The sequence below is a fragment of the Streptomyces sp. NPDC059853 genome (assembly GCF_042731495.1).
GTDB lineage: Bacteria > Actinomycetota > Actinomycetes > Streptomycetales > Streptomycetaceae > Streptomyces.
The window spans coordinates 1-17,198 of record NZ_JBHWJL010000096.1 but is presented as its reverse complement, the minus strand read 5'-3'; the positions used below and the strand labels follow the sequence as shown (position 1 = coordinate 17,198).

The 17,198-nt window shown below is 74.3% G+C and carries 14 protein-coding genes and 2 pseudogenes; 9 read left to right on the top strand and 7 right to left on the bottom strand.

All coding sequences use genetic code 11. The features are described from left to right. The first annotated feature begins 346 nt into the window (after positions 1 to 346). Positions 347 to 964: a choice-of-anchor C family protein gene (locus ACFV5N_RS13235; RefSeq protein ID WP_385598137.1), complete on the top strand. Its 618-nt coding sequence runs from the start codon at positions 347 to 349 to the stop codon at positions 962 to 964. Between the two features lie 127 nt (positions 965 to 1,091). Here ACFV5N_RS13235 and ACFV5N_RS13230 read toward each other — a convergent pair whose 3' ends face one another. From ACFV5N_RS13230 to ACFV5N_RS13220, 3 genes are read right to left on the bottom strand one after another with little or no spacing between them, the layout of a single operon-like run. Then, positions 1,092 to 1,889 carry a sugar phosphate isomerase/epimerase family protein gene (locus tag ACFV5N_RS13230; RefSeq protein WP_346071604.1) on the bottom strand — a complete coding sequence of 266 codons (798 nt, stop codon included), beginning with the start codon at positions 1,887 to 1,889 and terminating at the stop codon, positions 1,092 to 1,094. A gap of 17 nt (positions 1,890 to 1,906) precedes the next feature. Beyond that, the gene (locus ACFV5N_RS13225; protein WP_385598142.1) at positions 1,907 to 3,079 is read right to left on the bottom strand and encodes a dihydrodipicolinate synthase family protein; all 1,173 of its coding nucleotides are present in this window, start codon (positions 3,077 to 3,079) and stop codon (positions 1,907 to 1,909) included. A gap of 16 nt (positions 3,080 to 3,095) precedes the next feature. Next, entirely contained in the window at positions 3,096 to 4,265 is a 1,170-nt protein-coding gene (locus tag ACFV5N_RS13220; protein ID WP_385598134.1) for a Gfo/Idh/MocA family protein, read from the bottom strand. Between the two features lie 156 nt (positions 4,266 to 4,421). Between ACFV5N_RS13220 and ACFV5N_RS13215 the strand changes: the two genes are divergently transcribed. The 3 genes from ACFV5N_RS13215 (at position 4,422) to ACFV5N_RS13205 (ending at position 8,277) form a co-directional block, all read left to right on the top strand. After that, positions 4,422 to 5,555: a LacI family DNA-binding transcriptional regulator gene (locus ACFV5N_RS13215; RefSeq protein WP_385598131.1), complete on the top strand. Its 1,134-nt coding sequence runs from the start codon at positions 4,422 to 4,424 to the stop codon at positions 5,553 to 5,555. A 63-nt stretch (positions 5,556 to 5,618) separates the two neighbouring features. Next, positions 5,619 to 7,736 (top strand): SpoIIE family protein phosphatase, encoded by a 2,118-nt coding sequence (locus ACFV5N_RS13210; protein ID WP_385598129.1) that lies wholly within the window; start codon positions 5,619 to 5,621, stop codon positions 7,734 to 7,736. 37 nt (positions 7,737 to 7,773) lie between these two features. Continuing rightward, positions 7,774 to 8,277 carry an NUDIX domain-containing protein gene (locus tag ACFV5N_RS13205; protein ID WP_385598126.1) on the top strand — a complete coding sequence of 168 codons (504 nt, stop codon included), beginning with the start codon at positions 7,774 to 7,776 and terminating at the stop codon, positions 8,275 to 8,277. Between the two features lie 28 nt (positions 8,278 to 8,305). Here ACFV5N_RS13205 and ACFV5N_RS13200 read toward each other — a convergent pair whose 3' ends face one another. The 3 genes and pseudogenes from ACFV5N_RS13200 to ACFV5N_RS13190 form a co-directional block, all read right to left on the bottom strand. Then, on the bottom strand, positions 8,306 to 8,629 hold the full coding sequence (locus ACFV5N_RS13200) for a helix-turn-helix domain-containing protein (protein WP_385598124.1): 324 nt from the start codon (positions 8,627 to 8,629) through the stop codon (positions 8,306 to 8,308). Then, positions 8,626 to 9,005 (bottom strand): annotated as a pseudogene (locus tag ACFV5N_RS13195) (type II toxin-antitoxin system RelE/ParE family toxin). Before ACFV5N_RS13195 ends, ACFV5N_RS13200 begins: the two are co-directional and overlap by 4 nt. A 140-nt stretch (positions 9,006 to 9,145) precedes the next feature. Next, positions 9,146 to 12,898 (bottom strand): ABC transporter ATP-binding protein, encoded by a 3,753-nt coding sequence (locus ACFV5N_RS13190; RefSeq protein WP_385598121.1) that lies wholly within the window; start codon positions 12,896 to 12,898, stop codon positions 9,146 to 9,148. A 123-nt stretch (positions 12,899 to 13,021) separates the two neighbouring features. Between ACFV5N_RS13190 and ACFV5N_RS13185 the strand changes: the two genes are divergently transcribed. The 5 genes and pseudogenes from ACFV5N_RS13185 to ACFV5N_RS13165 all read left to right on the top strand — a co-directional run bounded on the left by ACFV5N_RS13185 (position 13,022) and on the right by ACFV5N_RS13165 (position 15,600). Further along, positions 13,022 to 13,150, top strand: coding sequence for a hypothetical protein (locus ACFV5N_RS13185; RefSeq protein WP_385598118.1), 129 nt, complete (start codon positions 13,022 to 13,024; stop codon positions 13,148 to 13,150). A gap of 83 nt (positions 13,151 to 13,233) precedes the next feature. Next, a complete protein-coding gene (locus tag ACFV5N_RS13180; RefSeq protein WP_385598115.1) occupies positions 13,234 to 14,004 on the top strand; it encodes a ribosomal RNA small subunit methyltransferase A in 771 nt (256 codons plus the stop codon). Positions 14,005 to 14,120: 116 nt separating this feature from the next. Further along, positions 14,121 to 14,927: a phosphotransferase enzyme family protein gene (locus ACFV5N_RS13175; protein ID WP_385598113.1), complete on the top strand. Its 807-nt coding sequence runs from the start codon at positions 14,121 to 14,123 to the stop codon at positions 14,925 to 14,927. Between the two features lie 107 nt (positions 14,928 to 15,034). Further along, positions 15,035 to 15,316, top strand: a complete 282-nt coding sequence (locus tag ACFV5N_RS13170; RefSeq protein ID WP_385598139.1) for a type II toxin-antitoxin system Phd/YefM family antitoxin — start codon at positions 15,035 to 15,037, stop codon at positions 15,314 to 15,316. Continuing rightward, positions 15,313 to 15,600: pseudogene (locus ACFV5N_RS13165) on the top strand (Txe/YoeB family addiction module toxin). The gene ACFV5N_RS13170 and the pseudogene ACFV5N_RS13165 overlap by 4 nt, the downstream one beginning before the upstream one ends. Here the strand turns inward: ACFV5N_RS13165 and ACFV5N_RS13160 are convergent. Then, positions 15,539 to 17,107, bottom strand: coding sequence for a PLP-dependent aminotransferase family protein (locus tag ACFV5N_RS13160; RefSeq protein WP_385598110.1), 1,569 nt, complete (start codon positions 17,105 to 17,107; stop codon positions 15,539 to 15,541). The pseudogene ACFV5N_RS13165 and the gene ACFV5N_RS13160 sit on opposite strands and share 62 nt — an antisense overlap. Positions 17,108 to 17,198: the final 91 nt, after the last annotated feature.

Sequence of the window (17,198 nt, the reverse complement as noted above, 5' to 3'; positions counted from 1 at the left end):
AGCACCACCAGGCGGTGATGGCGCACGCGGACTGGATCATCGACCTGGGCCCGGGTGGGGGCGCGGACGGCGGGCGGGTGCTGTTCAGCGGTACGCCGCAGGAACTGGTGGCGGGACGGGACGCGGGGGCGCGGGCGTCGCTGACGGGGCGGCATCTGCGGGAGTACGCCGGGCGGTAGCGGGGCCGGGTGGCGTGGTGGGCCGGGCCGGGGACGGAGCCGGCCCACCGCCCCGGGATCCTTCATATGGGATGACTATTTATGTTCCTACATGCGGATTCACGGCTTTGGGCATGCCTTCACCACGGGGCACATCGCAAGGACGCGATGGCCCGGGAAGGAAAGCCATGCGCGCATTACGCACGTTCATCGCCGCCGCGGCCGCGGCGTCCCTCCTTCTCGCCGGGACCGGCGCCGCCGTGGCGGCACCGGCGGACGGCACCGCCTCGGCGACCCCGTTGCTGAGCCGGTTCGACGACGGGAGCTTCGAGTACCCCGTCGTCACCCCGGGGCGGTTCACGGAACTGCCCGCCGGCCAGACCATCGGACCCTGGCAGGTCACCAGCGGCTCCGTGGACCTGATCGGCGCCGGGTTCTGGCAGGCCGCCGAGGGCGACCAGAGCGTGGACCTCAGCGGCGGCACCGCCGGGACCATCGCCCAGACCTTCACCACCGTCCCCGGCACGACCTACACCGTGACCTACGCCCTCGCCGGCAACTACGGCGGGGCACCCACCGTCAAGACCGGCAAGGTGCTCATCGACGGCCAGAACTTCCAGGACTTCACCTTCGACATCACCGGGAAGTCCGCCACCGCCATGGGCTACGTCTACCGGCAGTTCACCTTCGTCGCCACCGCGACGGCCACCACCCTGTCGTTCGTCAGCACCACCGCCTCGGCCCACGGGCCGGTCATCGACGACGTCACGGTCACCACCTGCCCGCCCTGCACCTCCTGCGGCTGACGGGCCCCGGCCGGGCGGCACCACCGGCACCACCGCCGCCCCGCCGAAAGGCACCGGCACGGGCAAGGGCGGTACCGGCGGCTTCGTGTCCGCCGGTACCGCCCGGTCCTCCGCGCGCCGCGCGCGCTCAGCCGAGGTGCTGGGTGACCCGGTTCAGGGTCTCGGCCAGCACCACCTGGCCGTCCCGCGACCACAGCACGTCGTTGAACAGCTCCACCTCGGTCCAGCCGGTGTACCCGGCCTCGGTGACCCGGTCCGCGAACCACCGCATGTCCACCGAGCCGTCGCCGATCTGGCCGCGCCCGGTGAGCACCCCCGCCGGCAGCGGGGTGACCCAGTCCGCCAGCTGGAAACTGTGGATCCGGCCCCCGGCGCCCGCCCGCGCGATGCCGTCCGCGACCCGGTCGTCCCACCACAGGTGGTAGGTGTCCACGACCACGCCCACCTGCTCGGCGGGGAACCGCTCCGCCAGGCCGAGCGCCTGGTCCAGCGTGGAGACCACGCACCGGTCGGCCGCGTACATCGGGTGCAGCGGCTCGATCGCCAGCCGCACCCCGCGCTCCGCCCCGTACGGGCCCAGCTCCGCCAGCGCCTCGGCGATCCGCTCCCGGGCCCCCGCCAGATCGCGGCTCCCGGCCGGCAGCCCGCCGGAGACCAGCACCAGGGTGTCGGTGCCCAGTTCGGCCGCCTCGTCGATGGCCCGCCGGTTGTCCGCCAGCGCGGCGGCCCGCTCGGCCGCGTCGATCGCGGTGAAGAACCCGCCCCGGCACAGCGTGGTGACGGTCAGCCCCGCCTCGCGCACCAGCGCGGCGGCGGCGCTCACCCCGTACTCCCGCACCGGCTCGCGCCACAGGCCGACGCCCGCGATGCCCAGGTCCGCGCAGCCCTTGACCAGTTCGGGGAGGCTGAGCTGCTTGACGGTCATCTGGTTGATCGAGAACTTCACGGCTGCTCCACTCCGTACACCGCCAGCAGGGACCGCATCCGGTCGGCGGCCAGCGCCGGGTCCGGGAACAGGCCGAGGCCGTCGGCCAGTTCGTAGGCGCGGGCGAAGTGCGGCAGCGAGCGGGCCGATTGGAGGCCGCCGACCATGGTGAAGTGCTCCTGGTGGCCGGCCAGCCAGGCCAGGAAGACCACACCGGTCTTGTAGTAGCGCGTCGGCGTCCGGAACAGATGCCGGGACAGCTCCACCGTCGGGTCGAGGCGGGCCCGGAAGCCCGCGGTGTCCCCGGTGTCCAGGGTGCGCACGGCCTGCGCCGCGACCGGGCCCAGCGGGTCGAAGATGCCGAGCAGCGCGTGGCTGAAGCCCTGCTCGTCCCCCGCGATCAGCTCGGGGTAGTGGAAGTCGTCGCCGGTGTAGCAGCGCACGCCGTTGGGCAGCCGGCGGCGCAGCGCGACCTCGCGGCCCGCGTCCAGGAGGGAGACCTTGACGCCGTCCACCTTGTCGGGGTGGTCGGCGATGATCTCCAGGAACGTCTCGGTGGCCGCGTCCAGGTCGGTGCTGCCCCAGTAGCCGGTGAGGGCGGGGTCGAACATCGGGCCGAGCCAGTGCAGGATGACGGGCTCGGCGGCCTGCCGCAGCAGTTCGCCGTAGATCTTCAGATAGTCCTCGGGACCGGTGGCGCAGGCGGCCAGCGCGCGCGAGGCCATCAGGATGGCCTGGGCGCCGGTCTCCTCGACCACCGCCAGCTGCTCCTCGTACGCGGCGCGCACCTGGTCCAGCGTGTACGGCGCGGCGTCGGCGGTGAGCTGGTCGGTGCCCACGCCGCAGGCGATCCGGCCGCCGTGCGCCCTGGCCTCGGCGCCGGAGCGGCGGATCAGTTCGGCGGCGCCGGCCCAGTCCAGGCCCATGCCGCGCTGCGCGGTGTCCATCGCCTCCGCGACGCCGAGCCCGTGGGACCACAGGTGGCGGCGGAAGGCGAGGGTGGCGTCCCAGTCGACGGCCGCCGGGCCGTCGGGGGTGGTGTCGGCGTACGGGTCGGCGACGACGTGCGCGGCGGAGAAGACGATGCGGGAGGTCAGCGGGCCCTCACCCGCGACCGGGAGGGCGGGGGCGTCGGTACGGGGCCGGTACTCCCGTACCGCTCCCGTCGCATCGGGAAGTCGGATCATCAGCTCGGTCTCCCTGTCCTTACAGGCTCAGCTCGGGAACGTCCAGGCGGCGGCCCTCGGCGGAGGACTTCAGGCCCAGCTCGGCCAGCTGCACACCGCGCGCGCCCGCCAGCAGGTCCCAGGTGTAGGGCTCGTCCAGCACGACATGGCGCAGGAACAGCTCCCACTGGGCCTTGAACCCGTTGTCGAACTCGGTGTTGTCCGGCACCTCCTGCCACTGCTCGCGGAAGGCCTCGGTGACGGGCAGGTCCGGGTTCCACACCGGCTTGGGGGTGGCGGACCGGTGCTGGACGCGGCAGTTGCGCAGCCCGGCGACGGCGGAGCCGTGGGTGCCGTCCACCTGGAACTCGACCAGTTCGTCACGGTTGACGCGCACCGACCAGGAGGAGTTGATCTGGGCGACGGCGCCGCCGGCCAGCTGGAAGATGCCGTACGCCGAGTCGTCGGCGGTGGCCTCGTAGGCGTTGCCGTTCTCGTCCCAGCGCCGCGGGATGTGGGTGGCGGTCAGCGCCTGGACGGTCTCGACGCGGCCGAACAGCTCGTGCAGCACGTACTCCCAGTGGGGGAACATGTCCACCACGATGCCGCCGCCGTCCTCGGAGCGGTAGTTCCACGACGGGCGCTGGGCGGGCTGCCAGTCGCCCTCGAACACCCAGTAGCCGAACTCGCCGCGCACGGAGAGGATCTCGCCGAAGAATCCGCCGTCGATGAGCCGCTTGAGCTTGAGCAGGCCCGGCAGGAACAGCTTGTCCTGGACGACGCCGTGCTTGATGCCGGCGTCGCGCGCCTGGCGGGCCAGCGCGAGGGCGCCGTCGAGACCGGTGGCGGTGGGCTTCTCGGTGTAGATGTGCTTGCCGGCGGCGATGGCCTTCTTCAGGGCCTCCTCGCGGGCGAGGGTGATCTGGGCGTCGAAGTAGATGTCGACGGAGTCGTCGGCGAGGACGGCGTCCAGGTCGGTGGAGATGTTCGAGGCGTCGAGCCCGTGCCGGTCGGCGAGTTCCTTGAGGGCGTGCTCGCGGCGGCCGACCAGGATCGGCTCGGGCCAGATCACGGTGCCGTCGCCGAGCGGCAGGCCGCCCTGCTCGCGCAGCGCGAGGATCGAGCGGACGAGGTGCTGGCGGTATCCCATGCGCCCGGTGACGCCGTTCATGGCGATGCGGACGGTCCTGCGGTTCGGCGTGTCGGTCATGGGCCGGATTCCCTCCCGGAAGTGGCGGCGCGGCGGCCGTGTGGTGCGGCGGACGGCTAGTAAGCGCTTTCTATACGGGGAGACGCTAACCTGCCCACAGCGGATGGGACAAGTGGCAGCGCGGAAAGCGGCCAGGCGCGGAAAGCGGGGCGGAGCATGTCGGTGACGCTGGCGGACGTGGCGGCGCGGGCGGGGGTATCGGCGGCGACGGTCTCCCGGGTCCTCAACGGCAACTACCCGGTGGCCGGTTCCACCCGCTCCCGGGTGCTGCGCGCGGTCGACGAACTGGAGTACGTCGTCAACGGCCCGGCCAGCGCCCTCGCCGCCGCCACCTCCGACCTGGTCGGCGTCCTGGTCAACGACATCGCCGACCCCTTCTTCGGGGTGATGGCCAGCGCCATCCAGTCCCAGATCGGCCCGGCCGGCGACCACGAGGCCGAGCCGCCGCACGGCCAGAAGATGGCCATCATCTGCAACACCGGCGGCTCCCCCGAGCGCGAACTCACCTACCTCACCCAGCTGCTGCGCCAGCGCGGCCACGCAGTGGTCCACACCGGCGGCACCGTCGTGGACCCCGCTCTGCGCGGCGCGCTCTCGTGGCGGCGGCGCCGCCTGGAGGCGGGCGGCACCCGCGTGGTGCTGTGCGGGCGGCAGCCGCTGGCCGCGCCGTCCGGCGGCGGCGCGCAGGGCGCCGCGCACGGCCCCGAGGAGGACCCGGGGCCCGCGCCGGTCGCCCTCACCTTCGACAACTTCGGCGGCGCGCGCCGGCTCACCACCCATCTGCTCGACCTGGGCCACCAGCGCATCGGCTACCTCGCCGGACCCGCCGCCCGCACCACCACCCGGCAGCGCCTGGACGGCCACCGCGCCGCCCTCGCCGCGGCCGGACACCCCGGTGGCACCGCCGGGGCACCGGAGGCGGAACGGCTGACGGTGCACGGCGGCTACGACCGGGCCTCCGGCTACGACGGAGCGCTGGAACTGCTGCGCCGCGAGCCCGGCCTGACCGCCGTCGTCGCCGCCAACGACACCGTCGCCCTCGGCGCCTGCGCCGCCCTGCGCGAACGCGGCCTGCGCATCCCCGAGGACATCTCGGTGGCCGGCTTCGACGACCTGCCGTTCGCCATCGACGCGGCGCCCGCGCTCACCACCGTACGGATCCCGCTGCACGAGGCGGGCGCCCGCGCCGGGCGGCTGGCGCTGGGCCGCGAGGAGGCCCCGGCGGGGCGGATGGCCACCCTTCCGGCCGATCTGATGGTGCGCGCCTCCACCGCCCCACCGCGCCGCTGACCCTTTCGCACCGAAGGTGCGCCATGTCCCATCCGCGTTAGGGTGGGCGCGGAGGGTGACCCCATGGCTTCCTTGCGATCCCGCTTCCAGCGCCTCCGGCGGTTCCGGGGCGTCTCCGTCCTGACCCTGCTGCTCCTGTACGTCGCGGCCATCACCGTGGTCCAGTACGAGACGTCCTCCGGCCACCTCGCCCGCTACGCGAGCTTCTCGCTGCTGGCCCCGGTCGCCGCCGCCGGGCTGCTCAGCCTCTGGCAGGCGACGCTGGTCGCCGTGGCCACCCTGGGCGCCGCCGCCCTGGTGTACGGCTTCCACGTGCCGCAGCTGTCCGTCGGCGGCCGGGTCACCGTCCTCGTCTCGGTCGCGCTGGCCTGTCTGCTCAGCCTGCTGGTGTGCCACATCCGCGAGGACCGCGAACGCCGCGTCGCCCGCCTGACCATCGCCCGCGAGCGGCTGACCCTGCTCAGCGAGGCCAGCAACCACATCGGCAGCACCCTGGACGTCCGCCGCACCGCCGCCGAGCTGACGGACGTCGCCGTCCCCCGGCTGGCGGATCTGGCCACCGTCGATCTGTACGGCGAGGTCCTGCGCGGCGAGGAGCCCCCGGCCCGGCAGGAACCGGGCCCGGTCACGCTGCGCCGGGTGGCCCAGCGCTCGGTCCTGGAGGGCGCCCCGGAACTCATGCTGGCGGTCGGCGACGACCTCGAGTACCCGTCGCAGTCCCCGCACGGCCTGGCGGTGGCCGCCAGCGGCGAGTACCGGGCGCGGGTGCTGGACGCGGAGACGGTCGCCGCGTGGTTCGCGCTGGACCCGCAGCGGGCGGCCCGGGTGCGGGAACACGGCGTGCACTCGGGGCTGATGGTGCCGCTGCGGGCCCGGGGCGCGACGATGGGCGTGGCGATCTTCGCGCGGCACCGGCGGCCGGAGGGCTTCGACCAGGCGGACCTGCTGCTGGCCGAGGAGATCGGCGCGCGGGCGGCCGTCTGCCTGGACAACGCGCGGCGCTTCACCCACGAGCGGTCCACCTCGCTCACCCTCCAGCGGTCGCTGCTGCCGCGCGGCCGGCCCGACCTGGCCGCCGTCGAGGTGGCCTCGCGCTATCTGCCGGCCGATTCGATGATCGGGGTGGGCGGGGACTGGTTCGACGTGATCCCGCTGTCCGGGGCCCGGGTGGCGCTGGTGGTGGGCGATGTGGTGGGGCACGGCCTGCACGCCTCGGCCACCATGGGGCGGCTGCGGGCGACCGTCCGCACCCTGGCCGACATCGACCTGCCGCCCGACGAGCTGCTGACCCACCTGGACGACGTGGTCATCCGGATGCGCGGCGAGGAGGAGGACGAAGAGGCGGCCGGGGCCCCCGGGGACGGCCGCCCGATGGAGACCGGGGCGACGTGCCTGTACGCGGTGTACGACCCGGTGTCGCGGGTGTGCTCGCTGGCCAGGGCGGGCCACCCCTCCCCCGCGCTGGTGCTGCCGGACGGCACCGTCCAGCCGGTCGAGCTGCCGGCCGGGCCGCCGCTGGGGCTGGGCGGGCTGCCGTTCGAGTCGGTGGAGATCACCCTGCCCGAGGGCAGCGTGCTGGCGCTGTACACGGACGGGCTGCTGGAGTCGCGGCGGCACGACCTGGACCAGGGCGTGGCCGAACTGCACCAGCTGCTCGCGCATCCCGCGCCGACCCTGGAGGCGACCTGCGACACCGTTCTGAAGTCGCTGGTGGACGAGCACCACACCGACGACATCGCGCTGCTGGTCGCCCGCACCCGGGCGCTGTCGCCCGCGCAGGTCTCCACCTGGGAGGTGCCGGCGGAGCCGACCGCCGTGGCGCACGCCCGCGACCTGGCCGCGCGGCAGCTGACCAGCTGGGGGCTCCAGGACGCGGTGTTCACCACCGAACTGGTCGTCAGCGAGCTGGTCACCAACGCCATCCGGCACGCGGGCGGCCCCATCCAGCTGCGGGTGATCCGGGAGGGCGGGGTGATCTGCGAGGTCTCCGACGGCAGCAGCACCTCGCCGCATCTGCGCCGGGCGCGGGCCTACGACGAGAGCGGGCGCGGGCTGTTCATCGTCGCGCATCTGGCACAGCGGTGGGGCAGCCGGCAGAGCAGCACCGGCAAGACGATCTGGGCCGAGGTGCCGGACGAACCGGGAGAGTTCCCGGGGCTCGCGGAGGTGCCGGCGATCTGAGGGAGGATGTCAGCGGGGGGCAGTAGGGTCGGGCGGCATGAAGGACGATCGGCGGGAGCACCCGCAGCCCTTGGTGAGCGGACCGCTGGACATCCGGCTGCTCGCGTTCGAACCGGGCCCGGAGGAGCGGACGTTCGAGGACGCACCGATCACGTACGCCCTGGTGGCGCTCCGGCACGAGGGGCGGCTGCTGCTGGTCCTGGAGCGGGGCCGGGGCGAGTGGGAGCTGCCCGGCGGCGGGATCGACCCGGGCGAGACGCCGCGGGTGGCGGCGGCCCGTGAACTGCGGGAGGAGGCGGGCCAGGTGATCGCGCCCGAGGCGCTGCGGTTCGCGGGCTTCGCGAAGACCGCCTTCGCGGACCGCCCGGTGGCGTACGGGGCGGTCTACGCGGCGGAGGTCACGGCGGTGCGGCCGTTCACGCCGAACGAGGAGATCGCGGCGATCCACTGGTGGTCCGGCGAACCGGAGATCCCCGGCGGCCTGTTGCAGACGGTGGACACCTACCTGGCCGAACGCGCCCACAGCACGCCCCCGGCGTAACGGCCATCCGCGGCGGAGCGGCCCCGGCTCAGCCGACCTTGCGCAGCTCGCCGTCGTCGAAGACCGCCACCATGATGAGGTTGCCGCCGAGCGCCCGCACATAGCGGGCGATCACCTCACTGCCCGACACCTGCCCGCTCTCGATCTGGGAGACGCGCCCCGCGCTGACCCCCATGCGGTCCGCCACCTGCTGCTGGGTCAGGCCACGCTCCTGCCGCATCTCGACGAGCCGCCAGGCGCGCGCCTCCGTGATCACGCGCCGCGCGCCCTCGTCGAAGGCTTCTGCCCCGCCGGCCAGTTGCTCGGCCCGTTCACGGTGGCCGCTGGCCGCCCAGCCGGGGTATCCGTTCACTGCCCCTTCTCCCTCTTCCGGTCCGTGAGGTACTCGGCGTACCGCCGCTCCGCCTCGGGGATCGCCCGGCGGTACCAGGCGTCCCAGTCGCCGGCCTTGTCGCCGGCCACCAGAAGAATGGCGCAGCGCCACGGGTCGAACATGAAGAGCACCCGCACCTCGCTCCGTCCCGCCGTTCCGGACGGAGCTCTTTGAGGTTGTGCAGCACCGAGCCCTTCACCCGGTCCACCAGCGGCCTGCCCTCACCGGGCCCCACCCGGGAGAGCACCAGAATGGCCTGGTTGACCAGCACGTACGACGCGGGGTCGGACTTCTCCAGGTCATTGAGCCACTGGTCCACCTGGTGTGTCAGGTAGATCTCCCAGCTCTCCTCCACTGTCGCGCCCCTCCCGTATTGAGCAATAGCTCAACACGGTGAGGCGCGGCCCTTCCGCCCTTTCGCTGATCTTCACCCGGTCGAGGGAAAGACACACTCCCTGTCCGGGAGCCGGTTCGCGCCCGGCCGCCGGGTGGGGGTCAGCCCACCGGGGCCGTCTCCGCCGCCGGGTGTTCGCCGCCGCCCGCGTACGTGCGCCACAGGGCCGCGTACCGGCCGCCGCGGGCCAGGAGTTCGGCGTGGGTGCCGTCCTCCACCACCGTGCCGCGGTCCAGCACCACCACCCGGTCGGCGCGGGCGGCGGTGGTGAGCCGGTGCGCCACCACCAGGGTGGTGCGGCGCACGGCCAGCCGGTCGGTGGCCTGGTTGACCAGGGCCTCGGTCGCCAGGTCGAGGGCGGCGGTGGCCTCGTCCAGCAGCAGGATGTCCGGGCGTACCAGCTCCGCGCGGGCCAGCGCGATCAGCTGCCGCTGCCCGGCGGACAGCGCCCGGCCGCGCTCCCCCACCGGCTGGTGGAAGCCGCCGGGCAGCGCGGCGATCATGTGGTGGGCGCCGACCGCGCGGGCCGCCGCCTCCACCTCGGCGTCGCTCGCGTCGGGGCGGCCGTAGGCGATGGCGTCGCGCACCGTCCCGTCGAAGAGGTACGGCTCCTGGGGCACGACGCCCAGCCGGTGCCGGTAGCCGCTGAGGTCGAGGTCGCGCAGGTCCGTGCCGTCCACCCGGACGGCGCCCGCGGTCGGGTCGTAGTAGCGGGCGACGAGTTTGACCAGGGTGGACTTGCCCGCGCCGGTCTCGCCGACGAAGGCGACGGTCTGCCCGGCCGGGATGGTCAGGTCGATGCCGCGCAGCGCCTCCGTGCCGTCCTCGGCGCCCCGGTAGGCGAACCGCACACCGCGGAACTCCACCTCGCCGCGCAGCCGTTCCGGCACCGGCCGGGGCCGCTCGGCGGGCGGGGTGGTGGTGGGTTCGGCGAGCAGTTCCTGGATCCGGCCGAGGGAGACCACGGCCTGCTGGTAGCCGTCGAAGACCTGGGACAGCTGCTGCACCGGGGCGAAGAACAGCTCGATGTACAGCAGGTACGCCACCAGCGCCCCGGCGGTAAGGGTGCCGGCGCCGACCCGGCCCGCGCCGACCAGCAGGACCCCGGCGGTGGCGAGGGTGGCCAGCAGCTGGACGAACGGGAAGTACACGGAGATGAGCCACTGGCCGCGCAGCCGGGCGCGCCGGTAGCCGTCGGAGCGGTCGGTGAACCGCTCGTACCCGTCGCTCTCGCGGCGGAACGCCTGCACCATCCGCAGTCCGGCGACGGATTCCTGGAGGTCGGCGTTGACGCCGCTGACGCGTTCGCGCGCCAGCTCGTACGCCTTGACGCTGTGCCGACGGAAGATGACGGTGCCGATGGTCAGCGGGACGAGGGTGGCGAGGACCACCAGGGCGAGCTGGACGTCGATGACGACCAGGACGCCCATGATGCCGAAGAACGTCATGACCGCCACCAGCGCCTGGACCAGGCCGGTCTGGAGGAAGCTGGTCAGGGCGTCGACGTCGGTGGTCATCCGGGTCATGACCCGGCCGGTCAGCTCGCGTTCGTAGTAGTCGAGGCCGAGCCGCTGGAGCTGGGCGAAGATCTTGACGCGCAGGGAGTACAGGGCGCGTTCGCCGGTGCGTCCGACCGTGAGCAGGCCGCCGGCCTGGGCGGCCCACTGGGCGAGCACCACGAGCAGCGCGAGGACGGCGGCGGCGGCCACCGCGCCGTACGCGGCCTTCTCCACGCCCTGGTCGATGCCGTGCCGGATGAGGACCGGGAGGAGCAGGGAGAAGGCGGCGTCGGCGATGACCAGCAGCAGGGCGAACAGCAGCGGGACGTGCAGCCCGGCGAGCAGGCGGCGCAGTCCGTAGCCGCCGCGTTCGGGGCGGGCGGCGGCGGCCTCGTCGATGTCGGGGGTGTCGGTGGCGGGGGGCAGGGCCTCGACCTGGGCGAGGAGGTCCGGGTCGGCGGCGGTGCCGCCCATCAGCGCGGTGGTGCCGGCGCCGGGGCCGGCGGCCTCGCGCTGCCACAGGGCGGGGGTGGTGCCGTCGGGGCCCGGGCCCTCGTCCTCGTCCCCGTCCCCGTTGGCGGCGTACCCGGCCGGGTCGCGCGGGGCGGCGCCCCACTCGTCCGGGTCGCTGAGCAGCCGCCGGTACAGCGGGCTGCGGGCGGTGAGTTCGGCGTGGGTGCCGGTGTCGGCGAGCCGGCCGCCGTCGAGGACGGCGATGCGGTCGGCGAGCTGGAGGGTGGAGAGCCGGTGGGCGATGAGCAGGGTGGTGCGGCCGGCCATGACCGAGCGCAGCGCGTCGTGGATCTCGCGCTCCACGCGGGCGTCGACGGCCGAGGTGGCGTCGTCGAGGATGAGCAGCCGGGGGTCGGAGAGGATCGCGCGGGCCAGGGCGATGCGCTGCCGCTGGCCGCCGGAGAGGGTCAGGCCCTGTTCGCCGACGACGGTGTCGTAGCCGTCGGGCAGGGCGCGGATGAACGCGTCCGCCTGGGCGGCGCGGGCGGCGGCGACCACCTGTTCCTCGGTGGCGTCGGGGTGGCCGTAGGCGAGGTTGGCGCGGATGGTGTCGGAGAACAGGAAGCTGTCCTCGGGGACGAGGCCGATGGCGGCGCGCAGCGAGTCGTGGGTCAGCTCGCGGATGTCGTGGCCGCCGATGCGGATGGTGCCGCTGTCGGGGTCGTAGAAGCGGGGCAGCAGCAGGGAGACGGTGGATTTGCCGCTGCCGGAGGGGCCGATGACGGCGAGGGTCTCGCCCGGTTCGATGCGCAGGGACAGCTCGGTGAGGACGGGGGTGCCGGGCCCGTAGCCGAAGGAGACCCGGTCGAACTCGACGCGGGCGGGGACGTCGGCGGGCAGGGCGTGGGCGTCGGGGGCCTCGGTGATCTCGGGCTCGGCGTCGATGAGTTCCAGGACGCGTTCGACGCCGGCGCGGGCCTGCTGGCCGGTGGTGAGCACGAGGGTGAGCATCCGGACCGGGCCGACGAGCTGGGCGAGGTAGGTGGAGAAGGCGACGAAGGTACCGAGGGAGATCTCGCCGCGGGTGGCGAGCCAGCCGCCGAGGGCGAGCATCGCGACCTGGCCGAGCGCGGGGACGGCGTTGAAGGCGGGGATGTAGCGGGAGCTGAGGCGTACGGTGCGCAGCCGGGCGGCGAACAGCTCGCGGCTGATGGCGCGGAGCTTGCCGCTCTCCTGGTCCTCCTGGCCGAAGCCCTTGACGACCCGGACGCCGGTGATGGCCCCGTCGACGACGCCGGCGACGGCGCCGGCCCGGTTCTGGGCGTGCCAGGTGGCGGGGTAGAGGGTGCGGCGGCTGCGGGCGGCGATCCAGGACAGCAGGGGGATGACGGCGAGGGCGACCAGGGTGAGGAGCGGGGAGAGGACGAGCATCACGGTGAGGGAGACCGCGAAGAGCATGAAGTTGCCGATGACCATCGGCATCATGAAGAGCAGGCCCTGGATCAGGCTGAGGTCGGAGGTGGCGCGGCCGACGACCTGGCCGGTGGAGAGCTGGTCCTGGCGGCGGCCGTCCAGCCGGGTGAGGGAGCGGAACATCTCGGTGCGCAGGTCGTGCTGCACGTCGATGCCGAGCCGTCCGCCGTAGTAGCGGCGGGCGAAGGTGAGGCCGTAGATGACGAGGGCGGCCGCGATCAGCAGGGTGATCCACAGGGCGAGGCCGCCTTCGCCGGCGACGACGATGTCATCGATGATGATCTTGGTGATGAGCGGCATGAGGGCCATGACACCCATGCCGGCGAGTGAGGCGCCGAGGGACAGCAGCATGTTGCGGCGGTGCCGCCAGCAGTACGCGGTGAGGCGTTTTATCCAGCCGTCCGTGCCGCTTCGATCGGTGTCCGCCACCTGTGTCCTCCCGAAGATCGCTGCCGGAGTGCTCAACACCAGCCTCGGGCGATTTCATCCCGCCGCAACAGTGTGAAGAAAAGGAGGTGCACGTTCCGCGCGACGGCACGTATCGTCTTGCTCATGTCGTGCTTCAACTCGATCGTGAACGGGGCGTGCGCCGCCGCGTGGCCCGCCCAGCACACCCCCCGCCCGCGCGTGCGGCGTCCGGCCCTGGTCCGCCAGGACTCGCCCGACGCCTCAGCCGTCTGACCTCAGCCTTTCCCCGAGTCCTTACGCCACCAGGGCCGTCCGGTGTCAGCACATCGACACGGACAGGCCCGCCGATCCGGGCGATGCCTGTCCTCACCCCGAGGACTCCACACGTGGCACGCCGCCGACTCACCCTTTCGCAGAACTTCCTGCATCACGCCCCCAGCATCCGGACGATCGTGCGCGCCTCCGGCGTGCGCCCCGGCGAACTCGTCGTGGAACCGGGCGCGGGAGAGGGCCGCCTCTCCCGCGCGCTGGCCGCCACCACCGGCCGGGTCGTCGCCTACGAGATCGACCGCACGCTGGCGGCCCGCTTCCCCGCCCACCCCCGCATCCGCCTCGTCCAGGGAGACTTCCTGCGCGCCACGCCGCCCCGCGAACCCTTCGCCGTGGTCGGCAACATCCCGTACTCACGGACCACCGACATCGTCCGCTGGTGCCTGGCCGCGCCCCGGCTGACCTCGGCCACCCTGCTCACCCAGCTGGAGTACGCCCGCAAACGCACCGGCGACTTCGGCACCTGGCCCCTGCTGACCGTCCGCAGCTGGCCCCGGTACGCCTGGCGGCTCGGCCCGCGCATCCACCGCGGGCACTTCGTGCCCGTCCCGCGCACCGACTCCGCCGTACTGCACCTGGACCGCAGGACCCGTCCGCTGCTCCCGGCGGCCGAACTGGAGGCGTACGGGGCGTTCGTGGAGCTGGGCTTCACCGGCCGCGGCGGCTCCCTGCACGCGACCCTGACCCACCACTACGGCCGCCGCCGCACCCGTTCCCTGGACCTGGACCGCGCCGTACCCTGCGGCCGGGTGCCACCGGAGCGCTGGCTGCGGCTGTACCGGGAGCTGGCCGGCTGAGCCACGGCGGTGACCGGTGCGGACGCGCTCGCGCCTCCCCCGCACCGGCCACCGCGGCCCGCGCTCGGCGGCCTCCGGCCGGGGGCACGCGGGGGCGCGCGTCTAAGATCCCAGCCATGACGGGGGAGAACGGCGAGGACATCCTGGCGGGCGGCCTGGGCAGCGGCGGCGCGATCATCCGGCGGGGCAACGTGGTGAACCGTCCCGCCCCGCCCCACGCCGCCGCCGTGCACGCCCATCTGCGGGCGCTGCGGCGGGCGGGGTTCGCCGGGGCGCCGGAGCCGGTGCGGCTGACCGGCGACGGCCGCGAGGAACTGACCTTCCTGCCCGGCGAGGTCGCCCTGCCGCCGTTCCCGGCCTGGTCGCAGGGCGCCGGTGTACTGCGCTCGGTCGGCGCGCTGCTGCGCCGGCTGCACCGGGCGAGCGCGGCGGTGCCCTTCGATCCGGACGCGGGCTGGCCGGGCGAGCTGGCCGACCCGGAGGGCGGGCCCCTGCTGTGTCACAACGACGTCTGCCGGGAGAACGTCGTCTTCCGCGACGGCCGCGCCGCCGCCCTGATCGACTTCGACTTCGCCGCCCCGGGCCGCCCGGTCTGGGACCTCGCCATGGCCGCCCGCTACTGGGTGCCGATGCGGCCCGAGGCGGGCGCGGACGCGGCGGCCCGGCTGCGGATCCTGGCCGACGGATACGGGCTGGGGGCGGCCGACCGGGCCGCGCTGCCCCGGATCGTCGAACAGGCGACCCGGCGCGGCCGGGAGTTCGTCGCCCGGCGGGTGGCCGCCGGCGACCCCGGCTACCCGGAGCTGCTCGCCTCCCGGGGCGGCTGGGCCGCCTGGGACCGGGTCGAGGAATGGCAGGCCGCGCACCGCGCCGCGTTCACCGCCGCCCTCACGGCACCCGGAGTGCCCCGCTCAGCATGCTGATCCGCTCCGCCATCCGGGCCGGGCCGCCGGCCGCGCAGCCGACACTCGGCACCTGGCGAGCCGACCGGTACGGCATGGGGCACCCCTCACCGAACGGGGTCCTCCCCCTGTCCATCACCGCGAGCGAGGCCGGAAGAGACCTCTTCCCGCTGATCAAGAAAGTCAACGAGGACCACGACGCGGTCGAGGTCGTGTCCCGGCACGGCAATGCCGTCCTCCTGTCGGCCGACGACTACGCCGCCCTGCGCGAGGGGGCCTGCCTGCTGCGCTCCCCCGCCAACGCCCGCCGGCTGCTCAAGGCGTACGAGACCGCGCTGAGCGGACGCGGCCTCACCGGACACGAACTGATCGACCCCGACGCACCGGACACCGGGCCGGTGACCGAGTGAGGCTCGTCTTCGAGGAGCAGGGCCGGGAGGACCGCACCTCCCGGCTCAGGAACGACCGCAAGATGCTCGCCCGGATCAACAAACTCATCGAGGACACCCGCCGAGACCCCTTCCCCGGCATCGGCGAGCCCGAGCCGCTGACGTACCACCTGCCCGGGGCCTGATCACGGCCGACCGACGACGAGCACCGCCTCGTGTACCCGGTCACCGACCGGGAGATCATCATCCTGGCCGCCCGCTACCCCTGCCGACCGGCGCCCGGAGCGCCGCGCCCAGTGTGCTGATCCCCTCCGCGATCCGGGCCGGGCCGCTGGCCGCGTAGCCCAGCACCAGGCCCGGCGGCCCCGGGCGCTGCCGGTGCCAGGACAGCGGCTGCACCTTCACCCCGTGGGCCAGCGCGGCCGACGCCAGTTCCAGGTCGCCGCGGCCCCGCACCAGGGGCGCGTCCCCGGGGAAGGTGATCATCAGATGGACGCCGGCCGCCGCGCCGTGCACCACCGCGCCCGGCAGATGCCGCCCGATGCCCGCGATCATCGCGTCCCGGCGCCGCCGGTGCCGCCGCCGCAACAGCCGCAGCTGCCGCTCCAGGTCCCCCGACTCCATCAGCCGGGCCAGCACCAGCTGCGGCAGCACCCCGTTCCCCAGGTCCGAGAACCGCTTGGCCGCCACCAGCGCCTCCCGGTAGCGCGGCGGCGGCAGCAGCCAGCCCACCCGCAGCGCCGGGGCCAGCAGTTTGGAGACGCTGCCGGTGTACGCCACCGCGTCCGGCAGCATCGCGCGCACCGCCGGGACGGGCGGCCGGTCGTAGCGGTGCTCGGCGTCGTAGTCGTCCTCCACGATCAGCCCGCCGCACGCCCGCGCCCACTCCATCAGCTCCCGGCGCCGCTCCCCGCCGAGCACCACCCCGGTCGGGAACTGGTGCGCCGGGGTGAGCAGCACCGCCCGCGCCCCGGTGGCCCGCAGCGCGTCGACGCGGATACCCGCCGCGTCCACCGGCACCGGCGGCATGGTCATCCCCGCGTACCGCAGATGCTGCCGGGCGCCCAGCGAGCCCGGCTCCTCCACCGCGAGCGCCGTCACCCCGTCGGCGCGCAGCACCTGGGCCAGCAGGATCAGCGCCTGGGCGACCCCGGCCACGATCAGCACGTCGGCGGGGTCGGCGGCGATGCCCCGGTTGCGGGCCAGCCAGTGGGCGACGGCGGTGCGCAGCGCGGGCGCGCCGCGCGGATCGCCGTAGCCGAGGTCGGCGGCGGAGAGACCGGCCAGCACGGCGCGCTCGGAGCGCAGCCAGGCGGCGCGCGGGAAGGACGCGAGATCCGGTACGCCGGGCGTGAAGTCGTAGGGCGCCTCGGCGGCGCGCAGCGAGTCGAACACGTCGGTGCCGGGCGCCGCCCCGAAGAGGGCGCCCTCGGGCAGCGAACCGCCCGGGGCGGCGGCGGCCGGGGCGGGTCGCGGGGCGGGGACGGGGGCGGCCACCACGACCGTCCCGGCGCGCCCGCGCCCGGCCACATGACCGTCCTCCGTCAGACAGCGGTACGCCTCGGTGACCACGCCCCGGGAGACCCGCAGTTCGGCGGCGAGCACCCGGCTGGGCGGCAGCGTGCCGCCCACCGGCAGCCGGCCGTCGGCGATGGCGGCCCGGATCTCGCGGGCCAGCCAGTCGGCGCGCGCGCCGGGCGGGGCGTTCTCGACGCGCAACTGGAGGAAGTCGGCACCGGCCGTTTTGGTCCTCTGTGCGGCCGTGCCATTGGCTCTGTCCACCGGGCCATTGTGGCGGCAGCCTGGGTCCATGAGAACCCTGCTCGTCGCGGCGGCCCTGCTCACGCCGCTGGTCTGGTCACTGAACCGCAACCACCGCCGTACCGCCCGCCCGGTCCGGGAG

Coding starts and splice junctions, on each gene's coding strand:
- ACFV5N_RS13235 (WP_385598137.1), top strand. CDS start 347: ATGCGCGCATTACGCACGTTCATCGCCGCCGCGGCCGCGGCGTCCCTC.
- ACFV5N_RS13230 (WP_346071604.1), bottom strand. CDS start 1,889: ATGACCGTCAAGCAGCTCAGCCTCCCCGAACTGGTCAAGGGCTGCGCG.
- ACFV5N_RS13220 (WP_385598134.1), bottom strand. CDS start 4,265: ATGACCGACACGCCGAACCGCAGGACCGTCCGCATCGCCATGAACGGC.
- ACFV5N_RS13215 (WP_385598131.1), top strand. CDS start 4,422: ATGTCGGTGACGCTGGCGGACGTGGCGGCGCGGGCGGGGGTATCGGCG.
- ACFV5N_RS13210 (WP_385598129.1), top strand. CDS start 5,619: ATGGCTTCCTTGCGATCCCGCTTCCAGCGCCTCCGGCGGTTCCGGGGC.
- ACFV5N_RS13205 (WP_385598126.1), top strand. CDS start 7,774: ATGAAGGACGATCGGCGGGAGCACCCGCAGCCCTTGGTGAGCGGACCG.
- ACFV5N_RS13185 (WP_385598118.1), top strand. CDS start 13,022: ATGTCGTGCTTCAACTCGATCGTGAACGGGGCGTGCGCCGCCGCGTGG.
- ACFV5N_RS13180 (WP_385598115.1), top strand. CDS start 13,234: ATGCCTGTCCTCACCCCGAGGACTCCACACGTGGCACGCCGCCGACTC.
- ACFV5N_RS13175 (WP_385598113.1), top strand. CDS start 14,121: ATGACGGGGGAGAACGGCGAGGACATCCTGGCGGGCGGCCTGGGCAGC.
- ACFV5N_RS13160 (WP_385598110.1), bottom strand. CDS start 17,107: ATGGACCCAGGCTGCCGCCACAATGGCCCGGTGGACAGAGCCAATGGC.